General features: G+C 66.4%; 10 protein-coding genes and 1 pseudogene. 4 read left to right on the top strand and 7 right to left on the bottom strand.

Going from position 1 to position 11,336, the window contains the following annotated elements; all coding sequences use genetic code 11:
- Together ACUSIJ_RS24295 and ACUSIJ_RS24290 are read right to left on the bottom strand one after the other, a co-directional pair.
- On the bottom strand, window positions 1-156 hold a 156-nt coding region (locus ACUSIJ_RS24295), incomplete at its 3' end, for a helix-turn-helix domain-containing protein (RefSeq protein WP_449309463.1).
- 373 nt (window positions 157-529) lie between these two features.
- Complete coding sequence (locus tag ACUSIJ_RS24290; RefSeq protein WP_449311009.1) at window positions 530-2,143, bottom strand: FAD-dependent monooxygenase; 1,614 nt, start codon at window positions 2,141-2,143, stop codon at window positions 530-532.
- 373 nt (window positions 2,144-2,516) lie between these two features.
- Here ACUSIJ_RS24290 and ACUSIJ_RS24285 point away from each other — a divergent pair, with 373 nt between their 5' ends.
- Window positions 2,517-3,506: an ABC transporter substrate-binding protein gene (locus ACUSIJ_RS24285; RefSeq protein ID WP_449311008.1), complete on the top strand. Its 990-nt coding sequence runs from the start codon at window positions 2,517-2,519 to the stop codon at window positions 3,504-3,506.
- An 80-nt stretch (window positions 3,507-3,586) separates the two neighbouring features.
- Here ACUSIJ_RS24285 and ACUSIJ_RS24280 read toward each other — a convergent pair whose 3' ends face one another.
- The 4 genes from ACUSIJ_RS24280 to ACUSIJ_RS24265 form a co-directional block, all read right to left on the bottom strand.
- Window positions 3,587-4,384, bottom strand: a complete 798-nt coding sequence (locus tag ACUSIJ_RS24280) for a class II aldolase/adducin family protein (RefSeq protein ID WP_449311007.1) — start codon at window positions 4,382-4,384, stop codon at window positions 3,587-3,589.
- A gap of 89 nt (window positions 4,385-4,473) precedes the next feature.
- Window positions 4,474-5,772 carry a sensor histidine kinase gene (locus tag ACUSIJ_RS24275; RefSeq protein WP_449311006.1) on the bottom strand — a complete coding sequence of 433 codons (1,299 nt, stop codon included), beginning with the start codon at window positions 5,770-5,772 and terminating at the stop codon, window positions 4,474-4,476.
- Window positions 5,769-6,467: a response regulator gene (locus ACUSIJ_RS24270; RefSeq protein WP_449311005.1), complete on the bottom strand. Its 699-nt coding sequence runs from the start codon at window positions 6,465-6,467 to the stop codon at window positions 5,769-5,771. Before ACUSIJ_RS24270 ends, ACUSIJ_RS24275 begins: the two co-directional genes overlap by 4 nt.
- Window positions 6,468-6,511: 44 nt before the next feature.
- Complete coding sequence (locus ACUSIJ_RS24265) at window positions 6,512-7,048, bottom strand: Spy/CpxP family protein refolding chaperone (protein ID WP_449311004.1); 537 nt, start codon at window positions 7,046-7,048, stop codon at window positions 6,512-6,514.
- Window positions 7,049-7,355: 307 nt separating this feature from the next.
- Here ACUSIJ_RS24265 and ACUSIJ_RS24260 point away from each other — a divergent pair, with 307 nt between their 5' ends.
- Together ACUSIJ_RS24260 and ACUSIJ_RS24255 are read left to right on the top strand one after the other, a co-directional pair.
- The gene (locus ACUSIJ_RS24260) at window positions 7,356-7,640 is read left to right on the top strand and encodes a hypothetical protein (protein ID WP_449311003.1); all 285 of its coding nucleotides are present in this window, start codon (window positions 7,356-7,358) and stop codon (window positions 7,638-7,640) included.
- Window positions 7,627-9,018 (top strand): MmgE/PrpD family protein, encoded by a 1,392-nt coding sequence (locus ACUSIJ_RS24255; protein WP_449311002.1) that lies wholly within the window; start codon window positions 7,627-7,629, stop codon window positions 9,016-9,018. The genes ACUSIJ_RS24260 and ACUSIJ_RS24255 overlap by 14 nt, the downstream gene beginning before the upstream one ends.
- Before the next feature lie 96 nt (window positions 9,019-9,114).
- Here ACUSIJ_RS24255 and ACUSIJ_RS24250 read toward each other — a convergent pair whose 3' ends face one another.
- On the bottom strand, window positions 9,115-10,032 hold the full coding sequence (locus ACUSIJ_RS24250) for a LysR family transcriptional regulator (RefSeq protein WP_449311001.1): 918 nt from the start codon (window positions 10,030-10,032) through the stop codon (window positions 9,115-9,117).
- A gap of 210 nt (window positions 10,033-10,242) precedes the next feature.
- Here ACUSIJ_RS24250 and ACUSIJ_RS24245 point away from each other — a divergent pair.
- Window positions 10,243-11,336 (top strand): annotated as a pseudogene (locus ACUSIJ_RS24245) (cytochrome ubiquinol oxidase subunit I).

The raw sequence follows: 11,336 nt of genomic DNA, 5'->3' as shown, positions 1-11,336 counted from the left end.
GAGACCCGGCAGCGACGACAGCAGGCCGGCGTCGGAGAGCGCCTTCAGGTAGCGGTAGAGCGTCGAGCGTGTGTAGCCGACGCGCGCGTGGATTTCATCGAAGCTCAGGGCGACGTAATTGTCTTCCGTATCAAACAGGTCGAGAAGCCCCAGCATACGTTCGTGGCTTTGCAAGGAACCTCCCGCCCCTGATCGTCATGTCATCCCGCATGTCCGTTGCCATCGGCCTCGGTTTTCGGCCGATCCCGGTGGCCTTCGCTCAAGCGCCGCGCGGCTTGACAACGGCCGACGAGTCAAGCGCATCGGCCTTCGGTCCATCGTGAGATTTAGCGTCAAGTCCGGAGGCAATACAATAGCTCCTGGGGAACTGAAGTCCTTCGGGGGAACTGACACCGGTCCCGCTCCGACAGGTTCCGAGAAACGGGCGAACCGGGCAGGATGCCATGCGGACGCGCCATCTGCGCCGGGAAGCGGCATCCCGTTCGGGAGCGAGCGCCGGGCGGATGGCGGTCGCGCCGAATGGGGCGCGTCAGTGGCCCGTCGCCAGCGCCGCCAGCGCGGCGGGCTCTTCGGAGGCCGCGTTGCCGCGCCAGACGATATGCATGTCGGGACGCAGCAGCAGCAGATCGTATCCGTAGACGTCGCGGGCTACGTCCGACTCGATGTCGAGGACATTGAAGGGCGCCCCAAGCGCACGGAACGCATGGCCGAGCCCCCCGGTCTCGGCCTGCGTCCGGCCGAGGCGCAGCAGCGTATAGCCCGGCCCGATGTGATCCTGGACGGGGTTGCCGTCACCGAGCCAGACATGCGGCAGCCGTGCGCCGGGCCATGTCGTCGGCACGTAGTCGCGAAACAGATGCTCGGGACCGCCCGGCTCCTCCGAAATGATCGGGGAGCCGACATAGCGGTAGCCGAGTTCCGCGCCGATCATTTCGTTGGTCTTGCGCTGCTCGATATTGGCGATGCGGGCGAGGTTGTCGCGTGTCTCCCGGCCCGCCGGCGTATCGTCGGCGATATCCGGCCGGTATTGCGCGCGCCATTTGCGCCGTCCGAGCGAGGCATAGCGCGAGGCGCCGACATTGCGGTCGCCGATCTGCCGCCGTTCTATCTCGTAGGAACGCAGGAGATTGGGGCCGCCCCAGCCTTCGAGCGTGGCGGCGAGCTTCCAGCCGAGGTCGATCGCGTCGCCGACGCCCGTGTTCATGCCGAGCCCGCCCGTCGGGATGACGAGATGGACGGCGTCGCCGGCGAGAAACACCCGCCCGGCGCCGTAGTTGTCGGCAAGCAGCAGGTTCTGCTTCCATTGGCCGACATAGAGCATTTCATAGTCGACGGGCGTACCGACGACCCGTTCGAACTGCGCCTTCATGTCCTCGTCTTTCTCGACCACCGCATGCAGCGTCCAGTGCCTGGTGGAATCCTGCATGATGAGAAAGCTCGCCTGATCATCTGCGACATGGTAGTGGCGCCCCCTGCCGGGGCCGTCGCCGATGGGGATGCGGTCGTAGAGATCCGGGCTGTGATAGAGCGCCTGGCGCAGACGCAGGATGTCGCCCTCGCCGCGCAGCCTGATGCCGAGCTGCTTGCGCACCGGGCTGGCGCCGCCGTCGCAGCCCACCAGATACCGGCAGCGGATCTCGCTCTTCGCGCCGCGACCGTCGACGACGATGGCGGTGACGCCGTCCGCGTCCTGCTCCAGCGACAGGAATTCGCATCCGTAGCGGACCGTCACCGAGGGCAATTCCTCGGCGACCGATTTCAGCAGCGGTTCCAGCGTGTACTGAGAGATGAGCTGGTAGGCTTCGAGCGGCTGCGTGCCGTCGTTGACGTGCCGGATCTCCTCGAGCGCCTGGTTCACGGACGGGTAAGGCAGGTGCAGGAGCGGCGGCCGGTCCATCCCCAGAACGACGTAGACGTCCATGGGCACATCGGCATCGAGGCCGGCAGCGCGGATTTTTCGCGAGAGCCCCATGCGGCGGAATATTTCCATGGAACGGGCGTTGCAGCGTTCCATCTTCGGCAGGAACTGCGGTTCGCTCTTCTGTTCGATCAGCAGGCACCTGACCCCCCGCTGACCGAGATCGATCGCGAGGGTCAGGCCAACCGGACCCGCGCCGACAATGAGAACATCTGGATTGGTCATGCCTGCTACTCAGCTTTCTGGAGAACCTTGGGCTGCAGGGGCGCTTCCGATGCCGCCGAACGACCGCCTGCCGCGCTCATTTATCTATACCGGTATTTTTCCGTCAATCATTATTTACAAAAATCTCAAAATATAGGATTAGTTTTCAATAGGCGACGGCACTCGGCGCGCGGACGCGCCCTGACGCCTTGTCGGAAAGGGTGCATTCGCCGGGAAAACGCGTCAAAACGATAGGCGGAGCGTCAGATCCAAAACGTGCATCGCCTTTTGCGAAGGCTGCGCAAACGAAACGAGGGAGCGGGATGATGACCTGGAAGGGCTCATCCGGCTCCGGCATGCCCCGGCAGGGGAAACGACGAGCGGGAGAGACATCGTGACCAAGAAGGTGGAATTGACACTGGCCTGCGGCGATTATGAAATCGTGCGGCCGCTGATGGAAGGAACGGTCCGGCCGGACGGGATCGAACTGACGATCCTAACGGCCATGGATTCGACCACCAGGCATTGGCGGTTTCTCAGAAACCGCGAGTTCGACGTCGCCGAGGTCTCGCTGTCCTCCTATATCACGGCGCGCGGCCGCGGCCTGCCGTTCAGCGCCATCCCCGTCTTCCTGCACCGGCGCTTTCGCCATGGCTTCATCTACCTCAACAGCGCAGCCGGCATCCGCGAGCCCAAGGACCTGATCGGCCGGCGCGTAGGGGTCAAGAATTATCTGGTGACGGCGACGCTCTGGCTGCGCGGCATCCTGGAGAACGAGTACGGCGTGCCGTACCAGTCGATCGAGTGGTTTTCGGAACTGGACGAGGACGTCGACTTCACCCCGCCGGCGGACCTGAAACTCAACAAGCTGCCGAACGACAAATCGGTCGAGGACATGCTGCTTGAGGGCGAGATCGATGCGCTTCTGCATCCCGACCTGATCGAGCCGGTCCGGCGCAACGACCCGCGGGTCACCCGGCTGTTCCCGGACAACAAGAACCATGAGATCGCCTATTACCGGAAAACCGGCATCTTCCCGATCATGCATGTCATGGGCATCCGGCCGGAGATCGTCGAGCGCCATCCGTGGGTGCCGATCAATCTCTTTCAGGCCTTCAACGAGGCCAAGCGCCAGACGATGGCGCGGATGGAGAATCCGCGCCTCGTGCCGCTCGCCTGGTATCGCGAGGCGTGGGAGGAGCAGCTTGCCGTGCTCGGCGATGATCCCTGGGCCTATGGGCTTGACGAGCGCAACCGGCACACGCTCGAGACCGTCGTCGGCTATGCCCGCCAGCAGGGCCTCATAGACAGGGATATCCCGCTGGAGGAACTGTTCCTCGACGTGTCCCAGGGCAGGAAGCGGGGCGACAAGTATCGCGTGTAGTCTTTGCAGAGCGACGGGATGTCGGATCGGGACGGCGCTTCGGGGGGCGGCCGTCCCGATCCACGCGGATCATGCTCCGGTCAGGCCGGTTTCCTGGCGTTGCGTCCGCCTTCTTCCAACACCTGCCAGCTTGCCGGAATGAGCCCCCTGGAGACGGCCCCGCGCACATAATAGTTCCAGAGCTTGCGGATGTGGTGCTCACGCCGCACCCCGCGTGAAAAATCGGCGATTTCCTCGCCGGACAGCGGCCGCACCCTGCCAATGGCGGCGGCCCGGTAGGCGGCTTCGGCGTTTTCGACGAAATGGACCGAGTCGATGAAGACGGCGCGGACGGATTCAGCGGTGACGATCTGGCCGTGGGCGCGGATCTGCATGGCGTGGCTGCTGCCGAGCGTGGCGGCGATCTCGCGTCCAAGCGCGCTGCTGTGGACATGAGCCGGATTGTCGTGCACCGGGATGCCGTCGGCCCAGCGGACGGCATGGTTCTTGAACGGCACGAGCGCCACATCATGGACAAGGGTGAAGACGTTGGTCAGGTCGTGATGGAAGTGCGCGATCGATGCGATGTCCGCTCTTGCGCGATAAATCTCACAATGAAGGAATATTTCTGATGGCGGGCGGACGCTATCAGGACCATCGATCAGGTTGCCGTCGAAATCGCAAACCAGCAGATCCTCCGGCTGAAGCTCGGCGCGGCTTTTGTCCTGGGGCTGGATCAGGAGCAACTCCCGGCCCGGGATGCGTGCGCTGACATGGCCACTATAACCCAGTATTTCCAGACTGTTAAGCAACAGGGTGCACGCGGCGATCTCCCTGCGAAGCAAATCGTCCCGAGACTCGGCCGAGGCGGCGGCGCCGGGCGCCAGCGAGTGCGTCATTGTGTTCCTCCCGAACGGTTTTGGTTATGATCAATCAATCATCCCTAAAAAATGTCGCATATTATACGATTTTTCACAAGTTGAGATTGTCATCCGGATCCGCCGACGACCGGAAGCGATTCCCCCGTCTCGTCGACCGGGAAGGTGACGACGAAACGGGTGCCGCCGTCGTCCGGCGTCTCGAGGCGCACGCTCGCGCGGTGGCGGTCGGCGATCTTGCGCACGAGGGCGAGCCCGAGCCCCCAGCCGCCCGCCGCCTCGCCGTGGCCGGCCGGCCGGTAGAAGAGCTCGAACACCCGCTCCCTCTCGGCTTCCGGTATTCCCGGCCCATGGTCGCGCACGGCGAACTCTGCGGTTCTATCGCCTCGCCGCACCTCGACAGTGACGGGCGGGCGGCCGTGGCGGACGGCGTTCTGGATGAGATTGCGCATGAGGCGCAGCAGCAGGCGGTGATTGCCGACGACCGTCGCCGGTTCGCCCGTCACCGCCACCTCCTGGCGCGCGCCTTCTTCCGCCGCCAGCGCCAGCAGATCGACCGTCTCCGACAGGTCCGGCGCATCGCCATGGTCGAGGCGGCTTGCCAGCAGGATCTCGTCGACCAGCGCGTCCAGTTCCGCGAGATTGCTGACGATCTCGCGCGTGCGCGCTTCGGTTGGGTCGGTCCGGTAGAGGTCGATCGCCATCCTCAGGCGCGTGAGCGGCGAGCGCAGTTCGTGGCTGGCGTTGGCGAGCAGCATGCGATGGGCCTCGACCAGCTTCTCGATCTTTTCCGCCGCGAGGTTGAAGCTTTTCGCGAGCGCCGCCACTTCGTCGCTGCCCTGCACCGGCACCCGCCGCTTCAGGTCGCCTTCACCCCACACCTCGACGCCGCGGCGCAGGCGCTCCAGCCGGCGGGTGAGCCCCCGCACCGCCGGCCACGCCGCAAGCCCGGTGACGGCGGCGACCAGCGCCAGCAGGACGAGCGGATTGCGCCGCGGGTAGCCCAGCGGTGCGCCGAGACGCGCCACGATCACGCGGCCGTCGGGCAGGCGTGTCGCAAAGTCGTGCCCCGTCCTGCGGCGCGGAAACCGGCGCGTGCTGTCGGGCGGGGGGAAGGGCACCGGCTCGCCGACCGCCACGCTCAGCCGCCCGTCGGCGTCGTAGAGGGCGATGTCGGCATCGAACGCATCGGCCGCCCGCTTGAGAACGATGCGCGTTTCCGCCGGGTCGGCGTCGGCCGGCAACATGGCGGCCAGCAGCGCGTCGCGCCTGCCGTAGAGGCCGCGGTCCTCGTCGTCGCGGCTCAGCCACAGGAAGCCGGCCCCCACGAGCGCCACCACGACGAGGCTCGCGAGGAGGGTGAGATAGATCTTGAGAAACAGACTGCCGCGCATCGGGGTTCGTCTCACGCCTCCTCGTCCTGCCGGCGCGCGAACAGATAGCCCGCGCCGCGCACCGTGACGATGCGGCGCGGGTGCCTGGGGTCGTCCTCGATCGCGGCGCGGATGCGCGATATGTGGACGTCGATCGAGCGGTCGAACGCATCGGCCTCCACGCCCTTGACGAGGTCCATCAACTGCTCGCGCGACAATATGCGGCCGGCGTGCTGCGCGAGCGCGACCAGCAGATCGAATTGATGCCCGGTCATCGCGCATTCCCGCCCGTCGACGCGGGCGACCCGTGAGCCGGGGTCGATCTCCAGCCGCCCGAAACGCATCACCGTGCCGGCGGCGTTCAACCCCCCGCGCCGGCGCAGGATCGCCTTGAGGCGGGCGAGCAGTTCGCGCGGGTTGAACGGCTTGGGCAGATAGTCATCGGCGCCGATCTCCAGCCCGACGATGCGGTCGGTCTCCTCGCCCCGCGCCGTCAGCATCAGCACCGGCACGTCGGAGACCGCGCGGATGCGCCGGCAGGTCTCGAAGCCGTCGAGGTCGGGCAGCATCACGTCGAGGATGACGGCGTTGGGCGCGCGGCGGGCCATTTCGGCAAGCCCCGCGCCGGCGGTCGCGGCCTCGCGCACGGAGAACCCGTTGCCGGAGAGATAATCGGAAAGCATGGCGGAAAGCCGCGTGTCATCATCGATGATCAGCACTTCGTCCGCCATGCCCCGGATGCTCCGTTACGCTACCGTATTTTCGCACTCTAGCATCAGCGGCGCGGCCCGCGATCCCCGAATCGACGCTCCTCGAAATGCTTCGCCAGCGTGGCCCGCTGTTCCGGCGTCAGCACCTCCGCCGCCTCGACAACGGCGGCGGTCAGCTTCTTCGACGCCGCGTCGATCGCCGCGATGCGCTCGGCCCGCAGCGTTTCGACGGCCGCGCGGTCGATCGTCTCCGCGCCGAGCAGCCCGAAGACCTTGCCGCGCGCATCCCGGAACTCGCGCGCCAGCGGCCGCAGTTCGGCGCGGGTCCCGTCGATGATCGCCCAGATCTGCTTTTCCTGCTCGGCCGTGGCGTCGACCGCCTCGAGCGCCCGGTCGATGCCGCGGCCGCCGAAGGGACCGCCGGGATAGCCGCCCGCCCGTCCGAAATGGCCGCCGGGTCCGGCGGCGCTCACCGCCGTGATCGCGCCGACGCCGCCAAGAGCGAGCACCGCAAGCGTGCCGGCCACGAGCCAGCGGCGACGGCGCGGCTTGCCCTGGGTGTCCGCGCCGGCGGCGCCGGTTTCCTGCTTGTCCTGTTCCATATCGAAGTTCCTTTCTCATGCGGCCCGATGGCCGCGACGGGAACAGGCTAGGCGAGGCGTGTTGCCGCCGTTGCCGGCCAATGTGAAGAAATGTGAAGCGGGGAAGACGCAGAACCCGCGCGATCCTGTCGGAGCGCTTTCCGATCGACGCCCGGCCGATACCGTCAGAATTAATGTGCTGCGTGCATTAATAGTAGTGTTAATTGCAATTAACATTATAGATCGTTCGGCGCTATAAAGAGACAACAAGCACGGGTCTATCGTGCACGGTTCCGCGCCACGAACGACGCGGCAAGGGGGGGATCCGATGACGCATGATCACATCATCATCGTCTGTACGGCAGTATTGGCCGCAGCCTATATTGACGCGACGTTCCAGATACCGTCGCTCGATACAGTCGACCCGCTGGGGCCGAGCGCCTATCCCTTTCTCGTCTTCGCCGGCATGCTGGCGTCCGCCGCCTGGCTGTTCGCCGAGATGCGCAAGGCCGGCAGGGCCGTCCGCGTCGCGCAGCCGGCGGCGGTGGAAGCTTCGGAGCCCGCCGGCTTTGTGTTGCAGACACCCCAAGGAGGATCCGATGACCACACATGAAATTCCGGAACGAGGCGAAGCGGTTGCGGAACAATTTGCCCGATGGGCCGGCGCGCTCGATGTCGGGGCGATCCCGACCGCCGTCCGCGAAACCGCCGTTCGGGCCCTGATCGATCACACCGGGCTCGCGGTCTCCGCGAGACGGGAAAGCTATGTGCGCGCCGTCGTCGATAGCTGGGACGGGGCCGGGGATTGCACGGCGTTCGGGCAGGCCCGGACATTCGACATGGCGGGCGCCGCGCTGGTCAACGGCACGGCGGTGCACGGCGAGGACTACGACGACACCTTCGAGGGCTCGCCCATGCACACGAGCGCGGTGGTGATGCCCGCCGTCCTCGCCGTTTGCGAGCGGTTCGGGGCCGGCGGCTCCGACGCGCTGCGCGGCATCGTCGCGGGAACGGAGCTGATGTGCCGGATGGCCGTTGTCGCGCCGACGGCGCAGCATCGCGCCGGCTTCCACCCGACCGCCGTCGCCGGTGCGCTCGGGGCCGCCGCCGGGGTCGCCGTCGCCTTGCGCATGAGCGAACGACAGATCGTCGATGCACTCGGCATTGCCGGCAGCTTCGCCTCCGGCATCATCGAATATCTGGCCGAGGGGACGTGGACGAAGCGCGTGCATCCGGGCTGGGCAGCGCAGAGCGGCATCCGCGCGGCCCTGCTGGCGCGCGCCGGCTTTCTTGGCCCGCGCACCGTTTTCGAGGGCGAGCACGGGTTCTTCTTCGCGTTCGGGGTGGAGCAGATCACGCCCGATCTGACGCGGCTCACCGCCGCGCTGGGCGAGGATTGGTACTGCGGGCGCATCGCTTTCAAGCCCTATGCCTGCGGCACGATGGTCCAGCCCTTTATCGATTGCGCCATCCGGCTGGCCGGAGAGGGCATTCCGGTCGATCGCATCGCGTCCATCCTGTGCAAGGTGGGGGAGGGCACCGTGCATCGCCTCTGGGAGCCGCTCGCGGAGAAGCGGCGGCCGAGCACCCCCTATTCGGCCAAGTTCAGCGTGCCGTTCGGGGTTGCCGCCGGATTGCTGGACAGGGCCGCGGGGCTGCGGCAGTTCACGCAGGAGCGCATCGCGGCGGCCGACATTCTCGCGCTGGCGCAGCGCGTCTCCTATGTCATCGATCCGGACGACGAGTATCCCCGCAACTATACCGGCACGGTGATCGTGACGCTGGATGACGGACGGGTGGTCGAGGCGCGTCAGCCGCATCTGCGCGGCGGGGTCCGGGAGCCGCTGGGCCTGGACGAGATCCTGGAGAAGTTTCACGCCAATTGCGCCCATGGCGGGTGGAGCGCCGACAGGGCCGCGCGTCTGGCCGATACGGCGATGCGCCTTTTCTCCGACCCGGACCTCGACGGCCTCAAGGCCTTCCGCGACTGAGGCAAGCCGCTCGGAAACCTTCCCGGGTGGATCGCCGGCGCGAGACGGCAACCTCCGGCATCCGGACGCATGTCTCCGGACGCCGGGCGGGACCCGTCAAAGCGGGGGTTCGAACATCTGGTGCCGCGCCTGTCTGACGGCGAGGATCTCGTCGTAGAGTTTCTGCGCCGCCGGCGCGAGCTTCGCCCCGGTTCTGCTGATCAGCCCGATCTTTCTCGATATGATCGGGGCGACCAGCGGCACGCTGACGAGATTCGGATGAGCGCCGATCGGCATGCAGATGCTGGGGACGGCCGCGATGCCCATGCCCGCCTCGACGAGGCCGACGAGGGTGGAGACGTGCGGGGTTTCGCAGAACGGGCTCAGCTTGACCGGCATGGCGGCGAGGGCGAGGTCGATGAGAAGCCGGTTGCTGCTGGTCCTGCTCGCCGTCATGTAGTCGAAGGCGGCCAGCTCCGCCCATTTGACCCGCGACTTGCGGGCCAGCGCATGGGTCGGCTGGCACGCGAGCACGATGCGCTCCTCCAGCACGCGCTCGAAGGTGAGCGCGGGATCCGGCGTTTCGATATGGTTGAAGGCGAAGTCGACCTCGCCGCGCCTCACCGCCGAAATCGCCTCGGTCGCGCCGTGGTCCACGAGGCGCAGGATGATGCCGGGGTAGCGCGTGTGATAGATGCGCAGGATCGGCGGCAGGAAGAAGCGGATCGCGGACGGCATGCAGGAGATCGTCACCTCGCCACTGATGCTCCTGGTGAAATCGCCGATACCGAACAGGGCCTCGTCGAAATTGTGCAGAAGCTCCGTCGCACGCCGGTTGAACTCCATCCCGACGGGCGTCAGGCTGACCTTCCGTGTCGTGCGCTTGAGCAGGGGCGCGTTCAGGGCAGCTTCGAGCTTGTCGATCCGGCGCGACAGGGCCGATTGCGACAGGTGCATCTCCGCGGCCGCGGCGGTGAAACTGCCGAGCTTCGCCACGGTAACGAACGCCTTGATGTCAGCGAGATCGAATCTCATGGCTGCGTGGAATAGAGGCGCTGTGGATGGCCCGCGCGTGGAATGGCCCGGCAACGCGACGGAGTGTCAAATAGGACCGGCCGTTCTCCCGGCCAGTCCGAGGGTCTGCCATTATAGCCACGGGCAACCCCTGGGAAACCCCCCGTCGGTTTCCGCAGCCCCCTTGGACCGACAGCTCGGCCGAGGGCTGCGGCCATATGTAGCCTATTCATGTATGCTGATAAACCATACATTGTGATAGGAGAGGTGGGACCGGGCCTGCATTTCTTCGCCACGATCATGGTGGCGATCGGCACGCTGATCTCGGCCACGTGGATCCTTGCCTCGAACAGCTGGATGCAAACCCCGCAGGGCTACGAGATCATCGACAACGTCGTCGTGCCGGTCGACTGGCTCGCGGTGATCTTCAGCCCGTCCTTCCCCTACCGCCTGGCCCACATGACCGTGGCGGCGTTCCTTGCCACGGCGCTGTTCGTCGGCGCGTCGGGAGCGTGGCATCTGCTGCGTGGCCGGGACAATGCCCGGGTACGAACGATGTTCTCGATGGCGATGTGGATGGTGCTCGTCGTCGCACCCGTGCAGATCGCCATCGGCGACCTGCACGGTCTCAACACCCTGAAGCATCAGCCGGCCAAGATCGCGGCGATGGAAGGCCACTGGCGCAACGAGCCGGGCGCCGGCGTGCCGCTCATCCTGCTCGGCTGGCCGGACATGCAGGCGGAGGAAACCCGCTACAGGGTGGAGATCCCGCGGCTCGGCAGCCTCATCCTGACCCACAGCCTCGACGGCCAGTTCCCCGGCCTCGGCGAATATGCGCCGGAAGACCGGCCGAATTCGACCATCGTCTTCTGGTCGTTCCGCGTCATGGTCGGCCTCGGCCTGCTGATGCTGCTGCTGGGCGTCTGGGGCGTCTGGCTGCGCTGGCGCGGCAGGCTCTTCGAGCGATCGTGGTTCCTGCGATTCGCCACGTGGATGGGGCCATCGGGTCTCGTCGCCATCCTCGCGGATGGTACACGACCGAGATCGGTCGCCAGCCCTGGGTGGTCTACGGCGTGATGCGCACGGAGCATGCGGTGTCCAGCCATTCGGCGCTCGCGCTCTCGACCACGCTCATCCTCTTCATCATGATGTATTTCGCGGTTTTCGGCACGGGCGTCAGCTACATGCTGAAGCTCGTCGGGAAAGGGCCGGGCGAGAGCGCTGATGAGCCCCCGCCCCGCGATAAGGGCCAGTCGCATCGGCCCGCCCGTCTGCTGTCGGCGGCGCCCGACGGCATCGACCCCGCGCCGGGCCGAGGAGGATAA

The organism is Pseudochelatococcus sp. B33, from assembly GCF_053570585.1.
This window is presented reverse-complemented; position numbering and strand designations above follow the sequence as displayed.

Coding starts and splice junctions, on each gene's coding strand:
- ACUSIJ_RS24290 (WP_449311009.1), bottom strand. CDS start 2,143: ATGACCAATCCAGATGTTCTCATTGTCGGCGCGGGTCCGGTTGGCCTG.
- ACUSIJ_RS24280 (WP_449311007.1), bottom strand. CDS start 4,384: ATGACGCACTCGCTGGCGCCCGGCGCCGCCGCCTCGGCCGAGTCTCGG.
- ACUSIJ_RS24270 (WP_449311005.1), bottom strand. CDS start 6,467: ATGGCGGACGAAGTGCTGATCATCGATGATGACACGCGGCTTTCCGCC.
- ACUSIJ_RS24265 (WP_449311004.1), bottom strand. CDS start 7,048: ATGGAACAGGACAAGCAGGAAACCGGCGCCGCCGGCGCGGACACCCAG.
- ACUSIJ_RS24260 (WP_449311003.1), top strand. CDS start 7,356: ATGACGCATGATCACATCATCATCGTCTGTACGGCAGTATTGGCCGCA.
- ACUSIJ_RS24255 (WP_449311002.1), top strand. CDS start 7,627: ATGACCACACATGAAATTCCGGAACGAGGCGAAGCGGTTGCGGAACAA.
- ACUSIJ_RS24250 (WP_449311001.1), bottom strand. CDS start 10,032: ATGAGATTCGATCTCGCTGACATCAAGGCGTTCGTTACCGTGGCGAAG.